Here is a 25,166-nt window from a genome sequence, read left to right on the forward strand (position 1 = left end):
CCCGGAATGTCGAGAAATATACTATACCCCAGTATACCTATGATGGTGTGAAAGCGAATGGCACATACACTCAAGAGCAAGAAGCAGCTGCTGACTCGCGTGCGCAAGATCAAAGGCCAGGCTGCGGCCCTGGAGACTGCGCTCGAGCAGGAAAAGGACTGCCTGGCCATCCTCCAGCAGATTGCTGCCGTGCGCGGCGCGGTGAACGGGCTGATGGCCGAAATGATGGAGGGGCACATCCGTGAACACCTCGTGGCGGATGGCTTGAGCGCGGAGCAGCGACAGGAAGAGGCAGACAAGGTGGCGGCGTTGCTGCGTTCCTACCTTAAATGATGGGCGGCGGCACCGGCCAATCGCCGGCAAGCCGGCTCCCACATGGACCGCGCTGATCTTGAGATCACTGCACTGCCTGTGGGAGCAACTGTCTTGCTCAGTTTCTAAAAAGCTGCGCGATCCCTGTGGGAGCCGGCTTGCCGGCGATGAGGCCGGTACAGGCAGCACAAGGCGATCTTCCCACCGAGTGAGCGGCGGACAGTCTCCTGCATACCCCAGGGGGGTATCAGGCCCACCAGTAGCGCACGAAGTGGAAGAACACGGGGGCGGCAAAGCACACCGAATCCATCCGGTCGAGCATGCCGCCGTGGCCTTCGATCATGTGCCCCCAGTCCTTCACCCCGCGGTCGCGCTTGATCGCCGACATCACCAGCCCACCGAAAAAGCCCATGGCGTTGACCGTCAGCGCCATCAATGCGGCCTGCCAGAAGTTGAAGGGGGTGATCCAGCACAGCAGGGCGCCGACCAGAGTGGCCAAGGCGACACCGCCGGCCAAGCCTTCGACGGTCTTGGACGGTGACAGGTTGGGCGCCACCTTGTGCTTGCCGAACAGTTTGCCGCAGACGTACTGCAGCACGTCGCTGATCTGCACCACCAGAATCAGCCAGGCGATCAGCAACAGGTTGCGGCCTTCGTAACCGGGAATATCGAGGGTCAACAGGGCCGGCACCGAAGACAGGCAGTACACCGCGATCATCAAGCCCCACTGCACCTTCGAGGCCCGCTCCAGAAAACGCGTGGTGTCACCGCCGAAGCTGGCCAGAATCGGCAGCAGCAGGAACAGGTACACCGGAATGAAGATGCTGAACATCCCGTACCAATCCATGGCGATCAGCAGGTATTGCACCGGCAGCGCCACGTAGAAGGCGGCCACCAGCGCCGGGTAGTCGCTGCGTCGGGTCGGGGTGAGGGTCATGAACTCGCGCAGGGCGTAGAACGAAACACCGTAGAACAGCACGATCACGCCGTATTTGCCGAACACGAAGGCGATGCCGATCACCAGCACCATCACCCACCAGGCATTGATGCGGGCATTGAGGTTGTCGATCACCGCATGCGGGGCTGGGCCGGCGCGCCATTTGAGCAAGCGGCCGATCACGCTGGCGAGCAACAGCAGGGCGCCGATGCCGGCAAACAGAAGCAGGGTGTTGTCGTCCATGTCAGGCATCCTTTGGCGCCAGGTTCAGCAAGGCCTGGCTGGCCCGCTCGAGAAAGGCCTGCTTGCCTTCGTCGGCTTGCAGGTGAAGGGGCTCACCAAAACTCAAGGTGCACAACAGCGGCAACGGCAGGGCACGGCCTTTGGGCATTACGCGGTTGAGGTTGGCGATCCATACCGGCACCAGCTCCACGTCGGGATTGGTGGCGGCCAAATGGAACAATCCGCTTTTGAAGGGCATCAGCGGCTCATCGCCCAGATTGCGGGTGCCCTCTGGGAAGAAGATCAGCGAATCGCCCTGGGCCACGGCATCGAAGATCGGTTGCAACGGGCTGCCCTGGCCTTCGACCCGTTGCCGGTCGATCAGCACCCCGTTGAACACCTTGCGAATCAGAAAGTCGCGGACCCCAGGCTTTGCCCAGTAGTCGGCACCTGCCACGGGCCGAGTGCGACTGCGCAGTGGCGCGGGGAGCGAGGCCCAGATCAGTACGAAATCGCCATGGCTGCTGTGGTTGGCGAAATACAGGCGTTGCACCGGTTGTGGCGTGCAGCCGAGCCACAGGGCGCGGGCGCCGGTGATCAGGCGCGCTGCACTGGTGATGATGAAAGCGGTCAGGGCGGCAAGCATGGCGCGTGGTTATCCAATCAAAGGCATTGTCAGCAGGGTAGCCAACGTCAGCAGCACTTGCAGGCCCAGGCACAGGGCCTGACGCCGCAGCAGCGCCAGTGCGGCCTTGCTGCGGGCAGGCCAGTCACGGGTGTCCTGCGCCCCGGCCTTGAGGCGCAGGTCGAACAGGGCCTGGTCCAGGGCTTGTGTGTCCGCCGACAAGTCGGAACTGGAGTCGAGTCGGCTGAACAAGTCAGCGTCCAGGGCGACACGCATCGCCCAGTATTTGTGCAGCACACCAAGGGCCAGCAGCACAGCGCACAGCAAACTCGCCAAGGGCTGTAGCGATGCTCCCAGCAGCGGCGCCAGGCCGTAGGCCAAGGCCAGCAGGCTGATGCCGTCGGACAGGCGCTCCAACTGGGCGCCACGGCCAAGCAGACTGGCCACCACCATCATCTTCATGGCTGCGCGTCCAACTGTTGCAGCGCCAGGCGATGAGCAGGGGACAGGACCACGCCCTGGCGAACCTTGTGGATCAGAACCTGCGCCTGGGCGATGTCGCTGCAGCGGCCAGTCAACAGCAGCCAGGCGGCGACCGCGCTGGCGCTGCGCGAGTAGCCCAGCGCGCAGCAGACCAGTAGCGGGCCTTGCTGGCGCAACCGCTCGATGGCCACGGCGGCTTGCTGCAACAGTTGGCTTTGCGGGGCGACCAGATCGAGCGTCGGCAGCAACTGGTAATCGATGCCCTGGGTCGTCGAGCAGGGCAGTTCGGCACACAGATCGACGATGGCAACGAAGGTCGAGGCTTCGCCCCGCCCTGGAATGCGCCCTAGAAAAACGCCGTCACAGATTTCGTCGGCTTGGGGGTGACGCCATGTCCATAGCCGCGAATTGATCCACGCCCCAAGCGTGTATGGCGCAAGCAAGGCGCTGGCGGCAACCGAGAGTCGCCCGTCGCTTCCTTTCTGAAAACCTTGCGCGCCCAGCGCGCCGTAGTTCAGCGCCACTAGCAACAGCGCCAGGGCCGGCCATAACAGCCACAGTCCAGCGCCACCCACAAGCAGCGCCAGCGCTGCACACCCCAACGCCCCGGCCCCATAACGCAGTGCCAACCGCCAGCGATGCGGGTTTCGAGCGAGCTGGGCGTGCTGCCAGGGCAGGTGGCCTTCGGACGGCCACAGCCAGAGGCAGACGAACCCGGCCAATGCCCCGGTGGGCAGGTCGATGAAATGATGTTGCCAGGTGGTCAGCACGGACAGCCCGATCAGCGCCATCCAGCCATGCATTGCCCAGCGCCAGGGGTTCTGCTGCAGATGTCGGGCAAACAGGGTCCAGATAATCACCAGCAGGGCGATGTGCAGCGACGGGGCCTGGTTGAACGGTTTGTCGAAGCCCATCAGCACCTCGAACAGCCAGCCGAACAGTCCGCTCATTTCCGGCCGCTCGAAAGTGAAGCGCAGGGGCCAAAGCAGGAAGCAGCTGACGCTGATTACTTGCGCGGTGAGCAAGGCCAAGGCATGGCGGTCCATTTCCCGGCGCGTGCGTGGCAGCAGGAAGGACAGGCCGTAGAGCAGGTCGATCGACCAATACGGCAGGATGGTCCACGGCCAAAGCGGTATGTGCCGTTCCCAGGCGAACACCAGGCTGCCGACGTCGTCGCGGCCAGCGGTGTGGCTGTTGGCCAGGCCATAGCTCAGGAAGAAGAATGGCCCGAGTAGCAGCAGCCACAGCACGCCCCGGCGGATCAGCCCTGGTTCGCGCATCGGGTTCACTCACGCACCCGCTGCGCCAGGCTTACGCTGAAGATGCCCCATTCATCGATGCGTTGCGCCAGCTTGCGGAAACCAGCGGCCTCCACCAGTTGGTCCATCTCAACCTGGCTGCGTCGGCGCATCACCCAGGCCTCGCCGCCACGGTGGCTGGTGAGGGCGCGAGCGATCATCTCCAGCTGCGGGTGCCAGGGCTGGCCGGTGTAGACCAGATAGCCGCCGTCCTCCACGGCGTCGGCAAGCCCGGCCAGGGAATTTGCGACCTGCGTGTTGCTGGCGAACAGTTCATACAAGCCGGACACCACCGCCAGCGTCGGGCGTGGGTCCAGGACCGCCAGGCTTTGACGGTCGAATGCATCGCCCTGTACGAAGCGAGCGATTGCGGACAGGTTTTTTTCGGCAATCAGCGCGCTGCCTTGTTCTACGTTCAGCTCGCTGTAGTCGCGCAGCAAGATTGAATCTGGCTGCTGTTCCTGCGCCTGCAGGGCTTCGAGGATGTAGCGGCCATGGCCAGCGGCGATGTCGACGATATGCACAGGCCGTTGTTCTGTCCGCAGGTGCTGCATGGCCAGGCGCAGCAGTTCCTCGACATGCAGTTTGCGCTGGCGAATGCCACGCCAACCGATGGCGTTCAGGTAGTTCTGGTCGATCGAACGGCCCAGCCGGCCCTTGCCTGTGGGCTGATTGCGATAGACATAGTCGAGGGTGCTGCCGGAATCGAACCCGGTGTCGAAACCCAGCTTCACGCCCTCGGACAAGCCTTTACCCAAGCGCAACCCGGCGCGCGTGGCACGCCAGTAAAGGTCGCGAGGCGAATTGCGCGGCAGCGGGGCGGCCAGGCTTTCGGCCTCGGCGCAGCTGGCGCCGGTCTTGTCTGCATCGAGCAGGCAGGGGCGCGCTGCGGGTGCATCGAAGTTGTGTTCGACGAAACGCTCGATCCGCTTCAGCACATGGGCGCGGTCCCGCTCACCGAGGGTGTCGTGGAAAAAACCGGGAAGCACATGCATTTCCTTGCGCGCACTGCCCAGTCGCTCGAAGAAGCGTTCCTGAGGCTGGCGCTCGACCACCAGGTCGGCACCGGACACCAGCAGTTGGGTCGGTACCTGGATCGCCTGGGCATCGGCCACCACGCGGTCGGCCGCCTCGTAAAGGCCCAGCAGCATGGTCACCGAAATGGGGCGGCTGATCAGCGGGTCGGCGATGTACGACATGACCCGCTCCGGGTCGTGGGTCAGCAGGCGCGGTTTGACGTAGCTGTTGACGAAGAAGTTGCCGCGCAAGGCCTTGAGCAATTTCAGGCCGGGGCGGGCGAAGGGCACGTACAGCTTCACCTTGAAGGCCGGCGAGGCCAGCACCAGGCAACGTACCTTGGGTGCGTAGTCGTGGGCCCAGGTGGCGATCAACACCGCACCGACGCTTTGCGCCAGCACCACCATGTCGTGTTCGGCGATGCCGTGTTGCGCCTGGATGTGTTCGATGAAGGTCTGTACGTCGCGCACGCTGGTGGCGAACCCTGGGCTGTCGCCGCGTGCACCGGGCGACTGGCCGTGGCCACGGGCATCCCAGGCGAAGAAGTCGTAGCCCGGCATGTCCAGTTCATCGGCCAGGTGGGCCATGCGCCCGCCGTGCTCATGGCCACGGTGGAACATCACCACGGCCCGGCGCGGTTGATGTTCGTTGCGTGTGGCAGGCCAATGACGGTAATGCAGCTCGACACCGTCATGGGTGGAGAAGTGCAGCGATTGCGCTTGGCGCATGGCGAAGATCCTTGTCCGGCGACAATAGGCTCAGCGGGTTTCGGCCAGACCCTGGCGAACCCGGTTGTAGAGGGTATAGAGCGAGAGTGCGAGGATGACCAGCAGCAGGCCGTTGATCCAGTCAGCGCCGAGCACGTTGAACGCCACGCCAGCGCCCAGCACGCCGAAGGCGAAGGCCCGATCGCTCTTGCCCATCGGCCCGTCATAGCGCCGCGAGGCGCCTGCCAGCGGCCCCATGACCCCGGCGTACTCGCTGATGAGCGCGCTGATCACCACCAGTACTACCAGCGGTGGCGACACTCCGGGCAAGCATGCGAACGGCAGGTAGAGCGCGGTGTCGGCAATCACGTCGCACAACTCATTCAGGTAAGCGCCGAGTTTCGATTGCTGGCCGAACTCCCGGGCGAGCATGCCGTCGACGGCATTGAGCGCCATGCGCAGCAGCATCCAGACGGGGAGCAGGATGAACAGCCAGGCAATGTGGCTTAGCCATGTGAGCAGCAGGCCCAGTAATACGGACACCAGCGCTGCCGTGATTGTGACCTGGTTCGCGGTGACGCCTCGGTCGTGAAGGCGTTGCACTGAAGGGCGCAGTAAGGACTGGAAGCGGGGTTTTAGCTGGTAGATCGATAGCACGTGAGGCTCCCTTTCCGAGCGGTCTGTCGTTTGAGCAATGGTAGCCAAGGACCGGAAGGAGAGGTGTTGCGATCCTTGATAGCGAGTAGCCTGGGCTGACGCATTCGCGGGTAAACCCGCTCCCACAGGTGCTCTGCGCAATCCAGTTGTGGGAGCGGGTTTACCCGCGAATGCTGCCGCTACAGTCGCAGCTCAATGATCATGCGTTCACTAGCCGATCAACCAACCCCGCCGCATAGCCCGGTAACTCCGCGAAATCCCGCGCGCACAGCAGTAAACGGCGATTCGCCCAATTTTCCTGCAGTGCCATCCAATGCAGCGGCAACACACCCGCCCAGCGCTTCACCGAGGCCAGCGGCACCACGCCAACTCCGGCCCCTCCCGCGACCATGCGTATTACCCCGTCGAATCCTTCTGCCCGTACCCTTACAGACATCCGCCGCCCTTCGCGCAGGGCCTGTTCTTCGAGGTACAACGCCAGGGCACTGTTGGCCCCCAATCCGACATGACCATAGGCAAGGCTGTCGACGAAGTTCGGCGCAGGTTCCGCACTGAGCGGATGGCCCTGAGGTGTAACCAGCACTAGCGGGTCATCGCGAAACGCAAGTGTCTGCAAATGTTCACTGGCTACGGCGGTAGAGATGATGCCGAGGTCGGCCATCCCTTGGGTGATCGACTGGACGATGCGCAGGCTCGGCAGCTCCTGCACATCGATGCTGACACCCGGCTGCTCCGCCAGGTAGCCGGCCAGCAACTCCGGCAGGTACTCGGTCAGTGCCGCCGTGTTGCACAGCAGGCGCACCTGGCCCTGTTGCCCTTGGGCATATTGCGCCAGGTCGTACTGCAAGCGCTCGACTTGCTGCCCGATCAGCCGGGCATGCTGCAACAGCGCCTGCCCTGCGGGGGTCGCTTGCACGCCGCGCCGGTTGCGGGCCAGCAGCGGTATCCCAAGTGAGCTTTCCATCGCGCGAATACGCGCACTTGCGGCAGGCAGGGACAAATGGCTGCGTTGGGCGCCAGCGGTGATGCTGCCGCATTCCAGCACATGCTGGAACAGGCTCAGGTCGGTCAGGTCGAAATGCATGTGCCTCTTCCGTGGCAATAGTCAGGCTGAGTATATGGCAGATTTTAAAACTCACGGATGCTGGCCATCATGGGCCCATGAACACCCTCATCGCTTTCTATCAGAACATCGGCCCAGCTTTGTCATTGCTGGTTTTCTTGACCTTCCTGCTGGCGGGAGCGGTCAAGGGCGTCATCGGCCTTGGCCTGCCCACCATTGCCATGGGGCTGTTGGGCCTGGCTATGGCACCGGCGCAGGCTGCGGCGCTATTGATCGTGCCTTCAACGTTGACCAACCTGTGGCAACTGGCTGCTGGCGGGCACTTGCTGGCGTTGTTGCGCCGTCTTGGCCCGATGCTGGTGATGATCGTCCTTGGCACGCTTCTAGGTAGTGCCTGGTTGGGTATCAACAATGGTCCGTGGGCCGCTCAGGCGCTTGGCGCGGCGCTGCTTGCCTACTCGGTATATGGGTTGGTCGGACGTGGTTTTCAGGTGCCGCCTGCTTGGGAAGTGTGGCTTGGGCCTGTGTGCGGGCTGGTGACAGGCGTAGTCACTGCGGCAACCGGGGTGTTCGTGATGCCGGCCGTACCCTTCCTGCAAAGTCTGGGGTTGAGCCGTGACGAAATGATCCAGGCCTTGGGCCTTTCGTTCACGGTGTCGACGCTGGCCTTGGCCGTTGGCCTGGCTGGGCAGGACGCCCTCGGCGGTCAAGCCTTGGGCGCGTCATTGCTGATGCTGGCGCCAGCGTTGCTGGGCATGCTGGCAGGCCAGTGGTTGCGCCAGCGCATCAGCGCGGCGCTGTTCAAGCGTTGCTTCTTCGTTGGCCTGGCCGTGCTGGGCGGCCACCTGTTGGTCAACGGTTAGCCGAAGAAGGGCTGAGCATCTCGATCAGTTGGATGTCGAATTCGCGCTCCAGATAGTCCATGCGTTTTTCAAAGAACTCGCGCATGTGTGGCAGAGCCGAGTGCACATCCAGGGCGGCCTTGCTGGCCCAGACTTCGTAAAACACGAACAGGCTCGGGTCTTCCTTGTCGCGCAGCATGTGGTATTCGATGCAGCCCGGCTCCTGGCGGCTTGGTTCTACATAGGCACGGAACAGGGCCTCGAAGGCTTCGGATTGTTCGGGACGGGTCTTGGCCTTGAGGATGAAGGCGTACTGCTCACTCATGGGATTTGCCTCTGGGGTTAAAGGACTGAAACGATTCTAAGGCAATAATTAACAAATCATTCGTGATTCTCAGGCAAAGGTATTTTGCCGCAGGGTCGCTTTTTCCTCGTTTGCCTGCTGCGTAATCTGCCGCCATCCCACTCGATCGGCAGGCGCAGCGCCTCGGATCGACACAGACACATTCGAGGCTACCCATGAAAAAGATCCTGTTGCTCAACGGCGGTAAGCAGTTCGCCCATTCCGACGGCCGTCTGAACCAGACCCTGCACGACGCGGCCATGGCCTATCTGGACCGTGCCGGTTTCGATGTCCAGGAGACGTTCATCGATGGTGGCTATGACATCGACCAGGAAGTGCAGAAGTACCTGTGGGCCGATGTGGTGATCTACCAGATGCCAGGTTGGTGGATGGGCGCGCCCTGGACTGTGAAGAAGTACATCGACGAAGTCTTCACCGCCGGCCACGGCAGCCTCTACGCCAACGACGGCCGTACCCGTTCCGATGCTTCGCAGAAGTACGGCAGTGGCGGCCTGGTGCAGGGCAAGCAGTACATGATTTCGGCAACCTGGAACGCCCCTCAGCAGGCCTTCGATGACCCGACCGACTTCTTCGAAGGCAAAGGTGTGGACGCGGTGTATTTCCCGTTCCACAAGGCCAATCAGTTCCTGGGCATGACTGGCTTGCCGACGTTCCTCGCAGTGGACGTGATGAAACGGCCTGACGTGCCGGCAGCGGTGGCAGCGTATGAGGCGCACCTGGGCCAGGTGTTCGGCAAGATGCAGTAAAAGACCACCAATTTCACTGGATTGTGCTGCAAACTGGACTGCCCTCGAGGGTTGGATTGGTGTCCAAATTCTTGGGGAAAGTCCAAACCGTGGGAGCTGGCGTCAGCCTGCGATCGAGGGCGTAAGCCCTCGCATAAGCCGATGTTGCCGCCTGCACAGCGCCAATGTACTGCTGCGAGGGCTTACGCCCTCGATCGCAGGCTGACGCCAGCTCCCACGGCTTGCGCAGTGCCCTGTGACCCGCTATCAATCACGTCACTCCTTGACACAGGCCCGACACGTGAAAACCCGATCCGAAGAACTCCAGGTTTTCGTCGCCGTCATCGACAGCGGCTCGATTTCCGCCGCTGCCGAGCAACTGGGCCAGACGCCCTCTGCCGTCAGCCGCACTTTGTCGCGGCTGGAGGCCAAGCTCGATACTACGCTGGTCAACCGTACTACCCGACGCATGGACCTGACCGAGGAAGGCCGCTTCTTCCTCGAGCGCTCGCGGCTCGTCCTCGAACAGATGGATGAAATGGAAGAGCGTCTGTCGATGAACCGCCAGACCCCTTCCGGCCGCCTGCGCATCAACGCCGCCGCACCGTTCATGCTGCATGCCATCCTGCCCTGGATCGGCGAGTTCCGGCGCCAGTACCCCGGCATCGAGCTGGAACTGAACACCGACGACCTGATCATCGACTTGCTGGAGCAAAGCACCGACGTGGCCATTCGCATCGGCGAGCTGGCCGATTCCAGCCTGCATGCGCGTTCGCTGGGTTGCAGCCCGGTGCAGATTCTGGCCAGCCCAGCCTATTTGGAGCAGTACGGCACGCCGCAAAGCGTGGAAGACCTCAACGACCACTGCCTGCTCGGCTTCAGCCAGCCAGAAGCACTCAACCAGTGGCCGCTGCGCCATGCCCACGGTGATCGCTGGGCCATCCGCCCGGCGCTAATCGCTTCCAGCGGCGAGACCCTGCGCCAGCTGGCCCTGGCGGGGGAGGGTATCGTCAGCCTGTCGCACTTCATGACCCACGAAGATATTCGCAGCGGCCGCCTGCAGGTGCTGCTGAGCGAGGCCAACAACGGCTACCGGCAACCGATCAACGCGGTGTACTACCGCAACACGCAACTGGCCCTGCGTATCCAGTGCTTCCTGGATTTCATCCAGAACAAGTTGGCGAAGTACGCCTGCTGAGTTGCCTGAGGGCGACAATTTCTGTTCAAGGGCGGCGAAAGCTCCTACGGTTGTTTGCACGGTCGGTAAGTTTCGGTATTACTGACTGATCAACAAAAACAACACCAAGGAAGTGTTATGCGTATCGTCCTGTTGAAGTCCATGGCTCTCGGAGCCGCGATTCTCAGCTGTTCTTCAGCCTACGCGGTGACCCTCGAGGGCGGCGCGGTGGCTGCGCCTGATCAATATGCTGCACAGGTGGCTGCCGATACTCTTAAAAAGGGTGGTAACGCAGTGGATGCCGCCGTGGCCACCGCCTTCACCTTGGCCGTGACTTACCCCGAGGCCGGTAACATTGGCGGTGGCGGTTTCATGACCCTGTTCGTCGACGGCAAGCCGTACTTCCTCGACTACCGCGAAGTGGCGCCCAAGGCCGCAACGCGCAACATGTACCTGGACGACAAGGGCGAGGTGATCGAGAACCTCAGCCTGGTCGGCGCCCGTGCCGCAGGCGTGCCGGGTACCGTGATGGGCTTGTGGGAGGCGCACCAGAAGTTCGGCAAGTTGCCCTGGAGCGAGCTGCTGACGCCCGCCATCGGCTATGCCAAGAATGGCTTCAAGGTCGCGAAGAAGCAGTACCAGTACCGTGACGACGCCCAAGGCCTGTTCAAGGCCGGCACCAACTTCAACGATTATTTTGCCAGCATGAAAATGGACGAGCTGTTCAAACAGCCGGAAATGGCCCAGACCCTCGAACGCATCGCCGACAAAGGTGCCAGCGAGTTCTACCAGGGCAAGACCGCTGACCTGCTGGTCGCGCAGATGCAGGCCGACAAAGGCCTCATCACCAAGGAAGACCTCAAGGACTACAAGGCCGTGTGGCGTCAGCCGATGGCACTCGACTGGCGGGGTAATGTGGTCTACACCGCGCCGCCGCCCAGTTCAGGTGGCGTCGCCCTGGCGCAGCTGCTGGGCATCAAGGCCAACCGCGAAGCCGACTTCAAGGGCGTGGCGCACAACTCGGCGCGCTACATCCACTTGCTGGCCGAGATCGAAAAGCGGGTGTTCGCGGACCGTGCCGACTATCTCGGTGACCCTGCCTTCACCAAGGTGCCGGTGGATCAGCTGATTGCCAAGGATTACCTGGCCAAGCGCGCCGCCCAGGTCAACCCGAATGCCATTTCCGATACCGATGGCGTAAAGCCGGGACTGGAATCGCACCAGACCACGCACTTCTCCATCGTCGACAAGCAGGGCAACGCGGTCAGCAACACCTACACCCTCAACCTCGATTACGGCAGTGGCGTGGTGGTCAAGGGCGCGGGCTTCCTGCTCAACGACGAGATGGACGACTTCAGTGCCAAACCCGGGGCGGCCAATGCCTTTGGTGTGGTGGGCGGCGCGGCCAATGCCATCGAGCCTGGCAAGCGCATGCTCTCGTCCATGAGCCCGAGCCTTATGACCCGTGATGGCAAGGTGGTACTGGTGATCGGCACACCGGGTGGTTCGCGGATCTTCACCTCGATCTTCCAGGTGATGAACAACCTGTACGACTACGGCATGCCGCTGGAGAAAGCGGTGGCGGCCCAGCGCGTGCACCATCAGTTGCTGCCCAAGGACACCATCTATTACGACAGCTATGCCCCGCTGAAAGGGCCGGTGGCGGATGAACTGAAGAAGATGGGCTATGTGTTGGAGGATCAGGGCTGGGAGATGGGCGACATCCAGGCGATTCGGGTGACCGGTGACAAACTGGAGACCGCTTCCGATCCGCGTGGGCGCGGGGTGGGGATTATCGTCAAATAGGTTGTGAACCTATCGCCGGCAAGCCGGCTCCCACAGGTAATGCGCTCATCTCAAGGTCGGCGCGGTCCATGTGGGAGCCGGCTCGCCGGCGATGGGCCGCGAAGCGGCCCCAGGGTCTGGAAATCAGACGCGGAACTGGCTCACCAGCATCTGCAACTGCCCACCCAAGCGCGCCAGCTCCACGCTGGACGCCGCGGTCTCGTCACTGGCCGCCGCAGTCTGCTCCGACACATCCCGCACATTCAAAATGCTGCGGCTGATTTCTTCAGCCACCGCGCTCTGCTGTTCGGCCGCCGCCGCAATCTGCTGGTTCATCGACTGGATGTTCGACACGGTGCTGGTGATGCTTTCCAGCGATGCACCGGCCTTGCGCGCCAGCTCGACGCTGCTGTCGGTGAGTGTGCGGCTGCCCTGCATGGCATTGGCCACCTGCTGGGTGCCGCTTTGCAGGCTGGCCACCAGCTCTTCGATCTCTTCGGTGGACTTCTGCGTGCGCTGTGCCAGCCCGCGTACCTCATCGGCAACCACTGCGAAACCACGACCGGCTTCACCAGCACGGGCGGCTTCGATCGCGGCGTTCAGCGCCAACAGGTTGGTCTGCTCGGCCACCGACTTGATCACGTCCATGACGCTGCCGATCTTCTGGCTTTCCTGCTGCAGCAGGTTCATGGCTGCAGTGGAGCGGTGCACTTCTTCGGCCAAGCGCTCGATCTGGCTGATCGCTTCACCCACCACGCGGTCACCCGCGCGGGCTTCGTCGTCGGCACCGGTGGCCGCGTGTGAGGCTTGTTCGGCGTTGCGTGCCACTTCCTGAACGGTGGCGGCCATTTCGTGCATGGCAGTGGCCACCTGGTCGGTTTCAACCTTCTGGCTATTGGCACCGGCGCTGGTCTGCTCGGTGACGGCCGACAACTCTTCGGCGGCGCTGGCGATCTGGGTAACGCCGTCGCGGATGCCGGTGATCAGTTCGCGCAGGGTGGTACCCATGCGGGCGATGCCCTGTTGCAGCACACCGATTTCGTCACGACGGGTCACCCGCAGGTCGTGGGTAAGGTCGCCGCCAGCGATTCGCTCCACGGCTTGCAGGGTTTCGCGCAGCGGGCGAGTGATCTGGCGGGTGATGATGACTGCCGCCAGCACGCCCACCAGCAGTGCCAGCAGTGTGGCGATGGTCTGCAGGCTGCGGGCCTGGGCGCTTTCCGCGTCACGGCGATCCAGCTGGATCTTGTACAGCGCATCGCTGCGTTTGACGATGTCGGCGCCTTGCACGGTCATTTCTGCTCGCGCAGTGGTGATTCCCGCGACGGCATCGCGGAATTGGCGTACGGCTTCACGGTAGGCCTGCACCGACTGCTCGAACTGTTGCAGACGATTGGCGTCGGCAGGCAGCTGGCGCTTGAGGGTATCGATTTCGACCAGCGCCGACTCGAGCTGGCGCAAGGCGGCTTGTTCGTTGGCGGCGGTGTTGTCGGCAATGTAACCGCGCACATCGATGCGCACTTGCAGCAATTGCTGGCGCGTCTTGCTGATCAGCTGGTATTGGGCCAGGCGTACGCTGTCGGACTCAGGGCGGGCCATGACGTCCTGGCTGAGGGCGTCCAAGGCCTCGTCAGCCTTGATGGCCGAGGCGTTCATGGCATCGCGGGCTGCCTGGGAGCTTTTGTAGCCGGCGCGCATCTTGTTCAGCGATACCTTGTACTCGCTGATGGTTTGCCCCAGTTCATTCAGCAGCTTGACGTTCTCAGGGCTCTTGAAGGTGTTAGCCAGGTGTTGCTGCTGTTTGCTGAAGGCGTCCAGCTTGGCCTGGGTGTTGGCTGCCGCTGCATCGTCGCCGTTGGCGATCATGTATTGCAGGCGCGCCACCCGCATGTCGGTCAGGTCTTTGTTGAGCTGACCGATGTCGCCCATCCAGTTGCTTCGGTCTATGAGGCTGCCGAGGCTGGTCCAGCCAGTCAGGGCCAGCAGGCCGGTCAGGATCAGGACCAGGCCGAAGCCCAGGCCCAGCTTGAGGTTTACGCTGATGTTGGCGAACCAGCTGTTCATGCACGCTCTCCAGAAAAATGATTTCGCTCACTTGATCATCGATCGCTAGGCGTTGTTCTTCTGGGTGCCTGCTGATTCGTGCAGCAGTTATCGGCAAAAAAATCGGAAGCTGAAACGCTTTTTCAGCAGATTTGTAACCTCATGAAAACGTTTGCGCTTTCAAAGGCCCATTCGCGGGTAAACCCGCTCCCACAGGATGAAGCGCTGTGCTTGTGGGAGCGGGTTTACCGGCGAATCTCAGAGACTCCGCGCGCTGAAGGTATCGCAGCTGTTCACATCCCCTTGCGCGAACCCGGCCTTGAACCAGCGCACCCGCTGTTGCGAGGTGCCATGGGTGAACGAATCGGGCACCACACGCCCTTGGCCCTGCTGCTGCAGACGGTCATCACCGATGGCATTGGCGGCATTCAGCGCTTCTTCGACGTCGCCCGGCTCCAGCCAGTTCAGGCGCTGCTGCGCCTGGAAGGCCCATACGCCGGCCAGGCAATCGGCCTGCAGCTCCTGACGCACCAGCAGGCCATTGTCGCCCTCCATGCGCTGGCCGTTGCGACGTGCGGCATCGACCTTGGCCGATACCCCAAGCAAGGTCTGCACGTGGTGGCCGATTTCATGAGCGATGACATAGGCCTGGGCAAAGTCGCCCGCAGCGGCAAAGCGGGTTTCCATTTCACGGAAGAACGACATGTCCAGGTACACCCGTTGGTCCGCCGGGCAATAGAACGGCCCGACCGCCGCCGAAGCAAAGCCACAGGCCGAGTTGACCTGGCCACTGAACAGCACCAGTTTGGGGTCGCGGTATTGCTTGCCTGCCTGGGAGAACAGGGCCTTCCAGGTGTCCTCGGTGTCGCCCAGGATCGAGGCGACGAATTCGGCCTGCTCGTCGTTGGCCGGCGGCGCCTTGCCGCCCGCGCCGCTGGGGGCCTGCTGTTGCTGCTGTTCCATCTGCCCGGTGAGCTGGCCGAGGATCTGCAGCGGGTCCTGCCCGGTGAGCCAGCCGATGCCGACGATCAGCAGGATCGCGCCCAGCCCCAGCCCCTTGCCGCCGCCAAAGCGCATGCCACCGCCGCCGCCACCTTCGCCCCGGGCATCGACCACATTGTCGCTGCGCCGGCCTTTTCGCCATTCCATGAGGTGCTCTCCAGAGCGTGAAACATGAAGACAAAGGTTAGTTCAGTGCAGCGGAACCTGTTAGCCCAAGGTGGTTATGCATAACTGTTTGGTTATGTATTTGGCGCGTGTTTTCAATATTAATCCCGCGCGACTTATCTGAAACTGCAAGTCCGCCTGCCACCTACAGGCGTTCTGATAATTCCAAGAGAGGAAACCGGCATGCCCGCCCAGGACAACAGCCGCTTCGTGATCCGTGATCGCAACTGGCACCCCAAGGCCCTCACGCCCGACTACAAGACGTCCATTGCCCGCTCGCCGCGCCAGGCACTGGTCAGCATCCCGCAGTCGATCAGCGAAACCACCGGCCCGGACTTTTCCCACCTGGGCTTCGGCGCCCACGACCATGACCTGCTGCTGAACTTCAACAACGGTGGCTTGCCGATCGGCGAGCGCATCATCGTTGCCGGCCGCGTCGTCGACCAGTACGGCAAGCCTGTGCCGAACACCCTGGTCGAGATCTGGCAAGCCAACGCCGGCGGCCGCTACCGGCACAAGAACGACCGTTACCTGGCGCCGCTGGACCCGAACTTCGGCGGTGTCGGCCGCTGCCTGACCGACCGTGACGGCTACTACAGCTTCCGTACCATCAAGCCAGGCCCATACCCATGGCGCAACGGCCCGAACGACTGGCGCCCGGCGCACATCCACGTCTCCGTCAGCGGCCCGTCGATTGCCACCAAGCTGATCACTCAGCTGTATTTCGAAGGTGATCCGTTGATCCCGATGTGCCCGATCGTCAAGTCGATCGCCAACCCAGAAGCCGTACAGCAGTTGATTGCCAAGCTCGACATGAGCAATGCCAACCCCATGGACTGCCTGGCGTACCGCTTCGACATCGTGCTGCGCGGCCAGCGCAAGACCCACTTCGAGAACTGCTGAGGACCCCGACATGCCTATCGAACTGCTGCCGGAAACCCCTTCGCAGACCGCCGGCCCCTACGTACACATCGGCCTGGCCCTGGAAGCGGCCGGCAACCCGACCCGAGACCAGGAAATCTGGAACCGTCTGGCCAAGCCGGACGCGCCGGGCGAGCACATTTTGTTGATCGGCCAGGTGTATGACGGCAACGGCCACCTGGTGCGTGATTCGTTCCTGGAAGTCTGGCAGGCGGATGCCAACGGCCAGTATCAGGATGCCTACAACCTGGAAAACGCCTTCAACAGCTTCGGCCGCACCGCTACCACGTTCGATGCGGGCGAGTGGACGCTGCAGACGGTCAAGCCAGGTGTGGTGAAAAACGCTGCGGGCGTGCCGATGGCGCCGCACATCAACATCAGCCTGTTTGCCCGAGGCATCAACATTCACCTGCACACGCGGCTGTATTTCGATGACGAGGCAGAGGCCAACGCCAAGTGCCCGGTGCTCAACCTGATCGAGCAGCCGCAGCGCCGTGAGACGCTGATTGCCAAGCGTTGCGAAGTGGATGGGAAGACGGCGTACCGTTTCGATATCCGTATTCAGGGGGAAGGGGAGACGGTCTTCTTCGACTTCTGAGTCTGTAAAAGAGCATCGCCGGCAAGCCGGCTCCCACAGAGAGCAATGCAATCCTCTGTGGGAGCCGGCTTGCCGGCGATTTAGCCTTTGAACTTAGCGCCGAACCAGCAGCACCCCACTCTCCATATGGTGGGTGTAGGGGAACTGGTCAAACAACGCGCAACGTTCGATACGGTGCGTGTCCTGCAATTGGGCAATGTTCGCCGCCAGTGTTTCCGGGTTGCACGAGATGTACAGAATCCGCTCGAAACGCCGGGTCAGCTCGCAGGTGTCCGGGTCCATGCCGGCCCGTGGCGGGTCGACGAACACCGTACCGAACTCGTAGCTCTTGAGGTCGATCCCTTCCAGCCGACGGAACGGGCGCACGTCATTCAGTGCCTGGGTCAGCTCTTCCGCCGACAGGCGCACCAGCCGCACGTTATCCACAGTGTTCTCGTCGAGGTTGCTCAGCGCGGCATTGACCGAGGTCTTGCTGATCTCGGTGGCCAGCACCTTGCGCACGCGGGTGGCCAGCGGCAGGGTGAAGTTGCCGTTGCCGCAATACAGCTCTAGCAGGTCGTCATCGCGCTCACCAATCGCTTCATAAGCCCAGCTCAGCATCTTCTGGTTCACCGCGCCGTTGGGCTGGGTGAACGCGCCTTCCGGCTGGCGATAGCTGAAGACGCGGCCAGCCACGTCGAGCTTTTCCACGGCATAGTCACGGCCGACCACCAGACGCTTGCCCTTGGAACGGCCGATGACGCTCACTTCCAGGTCGCTGGCCAGCTGGCGTGCAGCCACTTCCCAGGCTTCGTCCAGCGGGCGGTGATAGCACATCGTGACCATCGCATCGCCGGCCAGGGTGGTGAGGAACTCCACCTGGAACAGGCGATTGCCCAGCTCCTCGCTGGCCTGCCAGGCCGCTTTCAGGCGCGGCATCAGCGCATTGATGCGCTCGCTGGCGATGGGGAAATCGTCGATCAGAATCGCCTTGTGCTTCTCGCCGGGGGCGAACATCGCATAGTGGCGCTGGCCTTCTTCGCGCCACAGGCGGAACTCGGCGCGCAGGCGGTAGTGCTCGCGTGGCGAGTCGAAAACAGCCGGTTCCGGCGCACCGAAGGGCGCCAGCAGCTCACGCAGCCGGGCCACCTTGGCCTCCAGCTGGGTGGCGTAGGAGGAGGGGTCGAAGACAGCACTCATGCGTTGAACCAGCCCAACTTGATGACGAACAGAATGGAAAGGATCACCAGCGCCGGGTTCAGGTCGCGGTGGCGGCCGGAGATCAGCTTGACGGCGGTCCAGGCGATGAAGCCGAAGGCGATGCCGTTGGCGATCGAGTAGGTCAGCGGCATGGCCAGGGCGGTCACTACCACAGGGGCCGCTTCGGTGACGTCGTCCCAGTTTATTTCCGCCAGGCCCGAGGCCATCAGTACCGCGACGAACAGCAGCGCTGGGGCGGTGGCGAAGGCGGGCACGCTACCGGCCAGCGGGGCGAAGAACAGTGCCAGCAGGAACAGGATGGCGACCACGATGGCGGTCAGGCCGGTGCGGCCGCCGGCGCTCACGCCAGCCGCCGATTCGATGTAGCTGGTGGTGGTCGAGGTGCCCAGCAGCGAGCCGGCCATGGCGGCGGTACTGTCGGCGATCAGGGCACGGCCCATTTTCGGCATGTGGCCGTCCTTGCTCATCAGGCCGGCACGCTTGGCCACGCCGATGAGGGTGCCGGAGTTGTCGAACAGGTCGACGAACAGGAAGGCGAAGATCACGCTGACCAGGCCGATGTCCAGGGCGCCCTTGATGTCCAGCTGCAGGAAGGTTGGTGCCAGCGAAGGCGGCATCGAGACCACGCCACCGAACGGGGTGACGCCCATCAGGATCGAAGCCAGGGTGACCGCGAGGATGCCGATCAGCACCGCGCCACGCACTTTCAGCGACTCGAGGCCAACGATCAGGAAGAAGCCCAGGGTGGCGAGGATCGGGGCCGGTTGCTTGAGGTCGCCCAGGCCCACCAGGGTCGCCGGGTTATCGACGACGATGCCGGCATTGTGCAGGGCGATCAGTGCCAGGAACAGGCCGATGCCCGCAGCGATGGCCGAGCGCAGCGGCAGCGGGATGCTGTTCACGATCCACTCGCGGATGCGGAAGATCGACAGCAGGAAGAAGCACACCGCCGAGAGGAATACCGCGCCCAGCGCCACTTGCCAGGTATGGCCCATGTGCAGGACCACGGTGTAGGTGAAGAAGGCGTTCAGGCCCATGCCCGGCGCCAGGGCGATCGGGTAGTTGGCGATCAGGCCCATGGTCACCGAGCCGATGGCCGCGGCCAGGCAGGTGGCGACGAAGATCGCGCCTTTGTCCATGCCTGTTTCGCCGAGGATGCTCGGGTTGACGAACAGGATGTAGGCCATGGCCAGGAAGGTGGTGACGCCCGCGAGAATCTCGGTGCGCACATTGGTGTCGTGTGCTTTTAGTTGAAACAGCCTTTCCAGCATGCCCGCTCCCCAAGGCGCCCCCGGCGCCGTGAATGTATCGACCCCATCAGCAAAGCACAGGTCGTTGGCAACCGTGGTTTGTGTGGGGCGGAAAAAAGCCGCGCATCATACCAGCATGCTTGGCGGGGGCCTATGGCCGTTGGGGAATGGGGATCTGCTTTGCCTGTACCGGCCCTATCGCCGGCAAGCCGGCTCCCACATGGACCGCAACGCCCTCAAGATCACTGCAGTACCTGTGGGAGCCGGCTTGCCGGCGATAGGGCCAGAAAGATCAACCGTTATGCAGCCGATCCCGCTTGGCCAAGGTCGGGAACAGTTTTATCCACACCCCCGTCACCACCAGCGTGCCCACGCCGCCCAGCACCACGGCCGGCACCGTGCCGAACCAGTGCGCCGTCACCCCCGACTCGAACTCGCCAAGCTGGTTGGAAGCCCCGATGAACAAGCCGTTCACCGCGCTGACCCGCCCGCGCATTTCGTCCGGTGTCTCCAGCTGCACGAAAGCACCGCGGATGACCATGCTGATCATGTCTGCCGCGCCAAGCACCACCAGCACGGCCAGCGAGAACCAGAACGAGGTCGACAGGCCGAAGGCGATGGTCGCCACGCCAAACACCCCAACTGCGGTGAACATGGTCCGGCCCACCTTGCGTTCAACCGGGAAGCGCGCGAGCCACAGCGACATCAGCAGCGCCCCGACTGCGGGCGCCGAACGCAGCAGGCCAAGGCCCCAGGGGCCGGTGAGCAGGATGTCCTTGGCGAATACCGGCAACAGCGCGGTGGCGCCGCCCAGCAACACGGCGAACAGGTCGAGCGAAATCGCCCCGAGGATGTCCGGCCGGCTGCGGATGAAGCGAATGCCAGCCATCAGCGACTCCAGGCTGGCGCGGCCGCGCTGGGCCACCTGCTGGCGGGATTCCAGGCTCAGCATCAGCAGGCACGCCACGGCATACAGGGCCACGGTCGGGCCATACACCCAGATGCTGCCAAAGGCGTAGAGGAAACCGCCCACGGCCGGGGCGACGATGGTCGCCGCCTGGGTTGCCGAGGCCGACGCCGCCACCGCCCGTGGGAACAGCCCCGGTGGTACGACGTTGGGCAGCAGGGCCTGGGTTGCCGGCATCTCGAACGAGCGGGTCGCGCCCAGGAAGAAGGCCAACACGAAGATCAGCTCGCGGGTGACGTTGTCGGTCATGCTGCCCAAGGCCAGGGCCAGTGCGATCAGGCCCTGCAGGCTCTGGCACAAAGCGGCGACCTTGCGCCGGTCATAACGGTCGGCGACATGCCCGGTGTGCAGCATGAACAGCACGCGGGGGGCGAACTCCACCAGGCCGACCAGGCCCAGGTCGAGGACATTGCCAGTGAGTTGGTAGAGGTGCCAGCCGATGGCCACGGTGAGCATCTGGAAGCCGCTGGCGGTGAACACCCGGGCCAGCCAGAAGGCCATGAAGGGGCGGTGGTGGCGCAACAACTGCGGTGCGGAATCGGACATCGGAAACCTGTGGCCTCGGCGCAGTAGAGGGGTCGGCAGGGTATCATCTGTTTGTAACAAACGGTTACTGTTTGCCGAAATCGGCACTTTTCCACACTTGGGTAAAGAGGGTGGGGCAACCGGTCACGCGGCAATCAACCACACGGCCCGCCGGGCCATTCAGGACTATGCTTCCAGACAATTGTTGATCTGGGTCAATCGTTGCGGTTGCAACGATCAGGCAACGATTTTGGCCTCCGGGCCGGATTCCCTGCAGTCGAACAGAACAATTCCAACGCGCCGCACTCGACTACCGTGGGGGCAGTGGGCGACAGGGCCACGAACCCGTTCGCCGGATTATCTGAAGAGGAAGCACCATGTTCGGCTTAGAAGCCCTTGAGCTCGCCCGAATCCAGTTTGCCTTTACCGTGTCCTTTCACATTTTGTTCCCGGCCATCACCATCGGTCTGGCGAGCTACCTGGCGGTCCTCGAAGGCCTTTGGCTCAGGACCCACAACGATGTCTACCGTGACCTCTACCACTTCTGGTCGAAGATCTTTGCCGTCAACTTCGGCATGGGCGTGGTGTCCGGCCTGGTCATGGCTTACCAGTTCGGCACCAACTGGAGCCGATTCTCCGATTTCGCCGGAGCCGTCACCGGGCCTTTGCTGACTTATGAAGTGCTCACCGCCTTCTTCCTCGAGGCAGGCTTCCTTGGCGTCATGTTGTTTGGCTGGAACCGTGTCGGTCGCGGCCTGCACTTCTTCGCCACGGTCATGGTGGCACTCGGCACCCTGGTCTCGACCTTCTGGATCCTGGCGTCCAACAGCTGGATGCAGACACCCCAAGGCCACGAGATCATCGATGGCCGGGTGGTGCCGGTGGATTGGTTGGCAGTGATCTTCAACCCATCGTTCCCCTACCGCCTGATGCACATGGCCACCGCCGCCTTCGTCTCCACCGCGTTCTTCGTCGGTGCCTCGGCGGCCTGGCACCTGCTGCGTGGGCGGGACAACCCGGCGGTGCGCAAGATGTTGTCGATGGCCATGTGGATGGCCTTGATCGTGGCGCCGGTGCAAGCGGTGATCGGCGACTTCCACGGCCTCAACACCCTCAAGCACCAGCCGGTGAAGATCGCTGCAATCGAAGGCCACTGGGAGAATGTCCCGGGCGAGCCGACTCCGCTGATTTTGTTCGGCATTCCCGACATGAAGGCCGAGACCACCCATTTCAAGCTCGAGATCCCGGCGTTGGGCAGCCTGATCCTGACCCACAGCCTGGACAAGCAGGTCCCGGCGATGAAGGAGTTCCCGCCTGAAGACCGACCCAACTCGACCATCGTGTTCTGGTCGTTCCGGATCATGGTCGGTCTTGGCTTCCTGATGATCTTCGTCGGCCTGTGGAGCCTGTGGCTGCGCAAGCGGGGCACCTTGTACAGCAACAGGCCGTTCCTCTACCTGGCGTTGTGGATGGGCCCTTCCGGGCTGATCGCCCTGCTGGCGGGCTGGTTCACCACCGAGATCGGCCGTCAGCCATGGGTGGTGTATGGCTTGATGCGTACTTCCGAAGGGGTTTCCAACCACAGCTACGGCCAGCTCGGTTTCACTCTGGTGGCGTTCGTGGTGGTGTACTTCGCCCTGTTCGGCACCGGCCTTGGCTACATGATGCGCCTGGTTCGCAAAGGGCCGAAGACCGGCGAAGGCGAGGAGCACACCCCCGGTGGCCCTGGCCAGAAACGCACGCCGGCGCGGCCGCTGTCCGCCGCCGATGATGGCCATGAGGCCAAGCCCGTCAGCCTGAGCAAGGAGAACTGAGCCATGGGTATCGACCTTCCGCTGATCTGGGCCGTGATCATCATTTTCGGCGTCATGATGTACGTGGTGATGGATGGTTTCGACCTGGGAATCGGCATGCTCTTCCCCTTCGTGAAGGATGAGCGTGACCGCGACGTGATGATGAATACCGTTGCCCCCGTGTGGGACGGCAATGAAACCTGGCTGATTCTTGGCGGTGCCGGGCTGTTCGGCGCGTTTCCGATGGCCTATTCGGTGGTGCTCGAAGCGTTGTACCTGCCACTGATCCTCATGCTGATCGGCTTGATCTTCCGTGGCGTGGCATTCGAGTTCCGCTTCAAGGCCAAGGCTGACAAACGTCACATCTGGGACAAGGCCTTCATCTGGGGTTCGCTGGTTGCAACGTTCTTCCAGGGTGTTGCGCTGGGTGCGTTCATCGAGGGCTTCAAGGTCGTCGATCGCCATTTCGCGGGTGGAACCCTCGATTGGCTGACCCCATTCAGCCTCTACAGCGGCCTGGGGCTGATCGTCGCCTACACGCTGCTTGGGTGCACCTGGCTGATCATGAAAACCGAAGGGCCGCTGCAGCAACAGATGCATGACCTGGCCAAGCCTCTGGCGCTGGTACTGTTGGCGGTGATCGGCATCGTCAGCCTGTGGACGCCGATTGCCTACCCGCAGATTGCCGAGCGCTGGTTCAGCATGCCCAACCTGTTCTGGTTCATGCCAGTGCCGATCCTGGTACTGGTGACCTTCTACGGGTTGCTCAAGGCGGTGGCGCGTAATGCCCACTACACCCCGTTCCTGTTGACCCTGGTGCTGATTTTCCTCGGCTATAGCGGCTTGGGCATCAGCTTGTGGCCGAACATCATCCCACCGTCGATTTCGATCTGGGATGCCGCAGCACCGCCGCAGAGCCAGGGCTTCATGCTGGTGGGGACCTTGTTCATCCTGCCGTTCATCCTGGGGTATACCTTCTGGAGCTACTACGTGTTCCGCGGCAAGGTGACCCATGACGACGGCTATCACTAGGAGGGCCACATGATGACCGGTAAACATGGCCTGGAAGAGAAAAAGCCACTGTGGCAGCGGCTGGGTTGGCTGGTGCTGATCTGGGCGATGAGCGTCGCGGCGCTGGGCGTGGCGGCGTATGTGATGCGGCTGTTCATGGGCGCGGCCGGGCTCACTACCCACTGAACCTCACCGCTTTGCCAGTGCCTTGCACTGGATCGCCGGCAAGCCGGCTCCTACAGGTTCTGCAATGATCCCGAGATCGGTGCAAAACCTGTGGGAGCCGGCTTGCCGGCGATGAGGCCGGTCACCTCGGCGAGTTATTTACGGGCTTTGAGAATCACGAACTTCGGCGTCGCCGCCACTTGCTCCACGCCCCGGAACAAGCGCGCCAGCTTGCTGTGGTAACCCAGGTGACGGTTGCCGACTATATAAAGCGCGCCCCCCACCACCAGAGCTTCACGCGCCTGCTGGAACATGCGCCAGGCGAGGAAGTCGCCCACCACCTGTTGCTGATGGAACGGCGGGTTGCACAGCACCACGTCCAGCGATTGTTTTTCCTGTCCAGCCAGCCCATCACCCGGCATGACGTTCACGGCACGGTCGCCCAGCGCGGCCTGCCAGTTTTCCCGGGCAGACTGCACGGCCATGTACGATTCGTCGACCAGGGTGTAATGGGCATCCGGGTTGTCCAATGCACTGGCGATTGCCAACACGCCATTGCCGCAGCCCAGATCCGCCACCCGGGCCTGACCCAGATTGCGCGGAAGGTGCGGGAGGAAGGCGCGGGTGCCGATATCCAGGCCTTCGCGACAGAACACGTTGGCATGGTTGACCAGCTCCAGCGCTGGCGCCTCCAGGCGGTAGCGAGTGGGGTAGGGCGAGCGCGCGGCAGCTTTCTCGGTGACCGTGGCCGTCAGCAGGCGTGCTTTTTTCTGTGCCAGCGATGCCTGCACCGGGCCGATGTACTTCTCCATCAGGTCGCCTGCGGCCCGCGGCAGGTGCTTGATCATGGCGCCGGCAATCACCTGAGCCCCGGGTGCCAGGTGGCCTTGCAGGCGAATCAGCTGTTCTTCGAGCAGGGCCAGGGTCTTGGGCACACGTACCAGCACGCGGTCGAAAGGCCCTTGCCAGTGTTCGCTGGCGGGTACGAAGTGCACGCTGTCGTAAGCCTGGCCATTACGTGCAAGGTTCTTTTCCAGAGCCAGGCGGGCCAGGTGCGAGTCGCCGCTGCTGACAACCTGGCAGTGTCCGACCAGGCTGGCGGCCACGGCGCCGAAGCTGTCATTGAGCACCAGGACCCGGCAGCCTGCGTCGTTCGACTGGGCGTGCAAGTGCTCGAGCAGATACTCATCGGCGGCGTCGAAAGCCTGCAAGGGGTCGTTGGCCTGCTCCGGCTGGCGGATCAGGTCGAGTTCGGCAAAGGGGGTGGTCAACAGGGGCATGGCGTCTGGCTCGGGTACGAATCTGCCCGTCG

Annotated in this window: 24 protein-coding genes; 10 read left to right on the forward strand and 14 right to left on the reverse strand. The window is 62.9% G+C overall.

What is annotated here, in order from left to right; translation table 11 throughout:
• Positions 1-57: 57 nt before the first annotated feature.
• Positions 58-333 (forward strand): metal/formaldehyde-sensitive transcriptional repressor, encoded by a 276-nt coding sequence (locus PspTeo4_RS25545; protein WP_322366506.1) that lies wholly within the window; start codon positions 58-60, stop codon positions 331-333.
• A 226-nt stretch (positions 334-559) separates the two neighbouring features.
• Here PspTeo4_RS25545 and PspTeo4_RS25550 read toward each other — a convergent pair whose 3' ends face one another.
• The 7 genes from PspTeo4_RS25550 to PspTeo4_RS25580 all read right to left on the reverse strand — a co-directional run bounded on the left by PspTeo4_RS25550 (position 560) and on the right by PspTeo4_RS25580 (position 7,342).
• Complete coding sequence (locus PspTeo4_RS25550) at positions 560-1,492, reverse strand: phosphatidate cytidylyltransferase (protein ID WP_322366507.1); 933 nt, start codon at positions 1,490-1,492, stop codon at positions 560-562.
• Between the two features lies 1 nt (position 1,493).
• Positions 1,494-2,117: a lysophospholipid acyltransferase family protein gene (locus PspTeo4_RS25555; RefSeq protein ID WP_322366508.1), complete on the reverse strand. Its 624-nt coding sequence runs from the start codon at positions 2,115-2,117 to the stop codon at positions 1,494-1,496.
• Positions 2,118-2,126: 9 nt separating this feature from the next.
• Positions 2,127-2,558, reverse strand: coding sequence for a hypothetical protein (locus PspTeo4_RS25560; protein ID WP_322366509.1), 432 nt, complete (start codon positions 2,556-2,558; stop codon positions 2,127-2,129).
• Positions 2,555-3,868 carry a phosphatase PAP2/dual specificity phosphatase family protein gene (locus PspTeo4_RS25565; RefSeq protein ID WP_322366510.1) on the reverse strand — a complete coding sequence of 438 codons (1,314 nt, stop codon included), beginning with the start codon at positions 3,866-3,868 and terminating at the stop codon, positions 2,555-2,557. The genes PspTeo4_RS25560 and PspTeo4_RS25565 overlap by 4 nt, the downstream gene beginning before the upstream one ends.
• Positions 3,865-5,622 carry a bifunctional alpha/beta hydrolase/class I SAM-dependent methyltransferase gene (locus PspTeo4_RS25570; protein WP_322366511.1) on the reverse strand — a complete coding sequence of 586 codons (1,758 nt, stop codon included), beginning with the start codon at positions 5,620-5,622 and terminating at the stop codon, positions 3,865-3,867. The genes PspTeo4_RS25565 and PspTeo4_RS25570 overlap by 4 nt, the downstream gene beginning before the upstream one ends.
• A 30-nt stretch (positions 5,623-5,652) precedes the next feature.
• Positions 5,653-6,258, reverse strand: coding sequence for a CDP-alcohol phosphatidyltransferase family protein (locus PspTeo4_RS25575; RefSeq protein ID WP_322366512.1), 606 nt, complete (start codon positions 6,256-6,258; stop codon positions 5,653-5,655).
• A gap of 199 nt (positions 6,259-6,457) precedes the next feature.
• Positions 6,458-7,342 (reverse strand): LysR family transcriptional regulator, encoded by an 885-nt coding sequence (locus PspTeo4_RS25580; RefSeq protein WP_322366513.1) that lies wholly within the window; start codon positions 7,340-7,342, stop codon positions 6,458-6,460.
• Between the two features lie 77 nt (positions 7,343-7,419).
• On the opposite strand from PspTeo4_RS25580, the gene PspTeo4_RS25585 reads away from it, so the two are divergent.
• Positions 7,420-8,184 carry a sulfite exporter TauE/SafE family protein gene (locus PspTeo4_RS25585; protein WP_322366514.1) on the forward strand — a complete coding sequence of 255 codons (765 nt, stop codon included), beginning with the start codon at positions 7,420-7,422 and terminating at the stop codon, positions 8,182-8,184.
• Here PspTeo4_RS25585 and PspTeo4_RS25590 read toward each other — a convergent pair.
• A complete protein-coding gene (locus PspTeo4_RS25590; protein WP_322366515.1) occupies positions 8,174-8,488 on the reverse strand; it encodes a putative quinol monooxygenase in 315 nt (104 codons plus the stop codon). The genes PspTeo4_RS25585 and PspTeo4_RS25590 overlap by 11 nt on opposite strands.
• 194 nt (positions 8,489-8,682) lie before the next feature.
• Between PspTeo4_RS25590 and PspTeo4_RS25595 the strand changes: the two genes are divergently transcribed.
• The 3 genes from PspTeo4_RS25595 to ggt all read left to right on the forward strand — a co-directional run bounded on the left by PspTeo4_RS25595 (position 8,683) and on the right by ggt (position 12,235).
• Positions 8,683-9,273: an NAD(P)H-dependent oxidoreductase gene (locus PspTeo4_RS25595; RefSeq protein WP_322366516.1), complete on the forward strand. Its 591-nt coding sequence runs from the start codon at positions 8,683-8,685 to the stop codon at positions 9,271-9,273.
• A 280-nt stretch (positions 9,274-9,553) separates the two neighbouring features.
• Positions 9,554-10,450 (forward strand): LysR family transcriptional regulator, encoded by an 897-nt coding sequence (locus PspTeo4_RS25600; protein WP_322366517.1) that lies wholly within the window; start codon positions 9,554-9,556, stop codon positions 10,448-10,450.
• 117 nt (positions 10,451-10,567) lie between these two features.
• A complete protein-coding gene (gene ggt, locus PspTeo4_RS25605) occupies positions 10,568-12,235 on the forward strand; it encodes a gamma-glutamyltransferase (protein WP_322366518.1) in 1,668 nt (555 codons plus the stop codon).
• Positions 12,236-12,358: 123 nt separating this feature from the next.
• On the opposite strand, the gene PspTeo4_RS25610 is transcribed toward ggt, so the two are convergent.
• Positions 12,359-14,278 carry a methyl-accepting chemotaxis protein gene (locus PspTeo4_RS25610; RefSeq protein WP_322366519.1) on the reverse strand — a complete coding sequence of 640 codons (1,920 nt, stop codon included), beginning with the start codon at positions 14,276-14,278 and terminating at the stop codon, positions 12,359-12,361.
• Positions 14,279-14,515: 237 nt separating this feature from the next.
• Entirely contained in the window at positions 14,516-15,406 is an 891-nt protein-coding gene (locus PspTeo4_RS25615) for a neutral zinc metallopeptidase (protein WP_322366520.1), read from the reverse strand.
• 201 nt (positions 15,407-15,607) lie between these two features.
• On the opposite strand from PspTeo4_RS25615, the gene pcaH reads away from it, so the two are divergent.
• Together pcaH and pcaG are read left to right on the forward strand one after the other, a co-directional pair.
• Positions 15,608-16,327: a protocatechuate 3,4-dioxygenase subunit beta gene (pcaH, locus tag PspTeo4_RS25620; protein WP_322366521.1), complete on the forward strand. Its 720-nt coding sequence runs from the start codon at positions 15,608-15,610 to the stop codon at positions 16,325-16,327.
• Positions 16,328-16,337: 10 nt separating this feature from the next.
• Complete coding sequence (gene pcaG / locus PspTeo4_RS25625; RefSeq protein ID WP_322366522.1) at positions 16,338-16,943, forward strand: protocatechuate 3,4-dioxygenase subunit alpha; 606 nt, start codon at positions 16,338-16,340, stop codon at positions 16,941-16,943.
• A gap of 93 nt (positions 16,944-17,036) precedes the next feature.
• On the opposite strand, the gene trmA is transcribed toward pcaG, so the two are convergent.
• From trmA to PspTeo4_RS25640, 3 genes are all read right to left on the reverse strand, one after another.
• A complete protein-coding gene (gene trmA, locus PspTeo4_RS25630) occupies positions 17,037-18,122 on the reverse strand; it encodes a tRNA (uridine(54)-C5)-methyltransferase TrmA (RefSeq protein WP_322366523.1) in 1,086 nt (361 codons plus the stop codon).
• Positions 18,119-19,414: an NCS2 family permease gene (locus PspTeo4_RS25635; protein ID WP_322366524.1), complete on the reverse strand. Its 1,296-nt coding sequence runs from the start codon at positions 19,412-19,414 to the stop codon at positions 18,119-18,121. Before PspTeo4_RS25635 ends, trmA begins: the two co-directional genes overlap by 4 nt.
• 271 nt (positions 19,415-19,685) lie before the next feature.
• Positions 19,686-20,906, reverse strand: coding sequence for an MFS transporter (locus PspTeo4_RS25640; RefSeq protein WP_322366525.1), 1,221 nt, complete (start codon positions 20,904-20,906; stop codon positions 19,686-19,688).
• 356 nt (positions 20,907-21,262) lie between these two features.
• Here PspTeo4_RS25640 and PspTeo4_RS25645 point away from each other — a divergent pair, with 356 nt between their 5' ends.
• The 3 genes from PspTeo4_RS25645 to PspTeo4_RS25655 are packed head-to-tail and all read left to right on the forward strand — an operon-like array spanning position 21,263 to position 23,875.
• Positions 21,263-22,699, forward strand: coding sequence for a cytochrome ubiquinol oxidase subunit I (locus tag PspTeo4_RS25645; RefSeq protein ID WP_322366526.1), 1,437 nt, complete (start codon positions 21,263-21,265; stop codon positions 22,697-22,699).
• A gap of 3 nt (positions 22,700-22,702) precedes the next feature.
• Positions 22,703-23,710 carry a cytochrome d ubiquinol oxidase subunit II gene (cydB, locus tag PspTeo4_RS25650; protein ID WP_322366527.1) on the forward strand — a complete coding sequence of 336 codons (1,008 nt, stop codon included), beginning with the start codon at positions 22,703-22,705 and terminating at the stop codon, positions 23,708-23,710.
• Positions 23,711-23,719: 9 nt separating this feature from the next.
• Positions 23,720-23,875 (forward strand): DUF2474 domain-containing protein, encoded by a 156-nt coding sequence (locus tag PspTeo4_RS25655; RefSeq protein WP_081717522.1) that lies wholly within the window; start codon positions 23,720-23,722, stop codon positions 23,873-23,875.
• Between the two features lie 134 nt (positions 23,876-24,009).
• Here the strand turns inward: PspTeo4_RS25655 and PspTeo4_RS25660 are convergent, their stop codons facing one another.
• A complete protein-coding gene (locus PspTeo4_RS25660) occupies positions 24,010-25,134 on the reverse strand; it encodes a methyltransferase (RefSeq protein WP_322366528.1) in 1,125 nt (374 codons plus the stop codon).
• Positions 25,135-25,166: the final 32 nt, after the last annotated feature.

The sequence above is a fragment of the Pseudomonas sp. Teo4 genome, assembly GCF_034387475.1.
Classification (GTDB): domain Bacteria; phylum Pseudomonadota; class Gammaproteobacteria; order Pseudomonadales; family Pseudomonadaceae; genus Aquipseudomonas.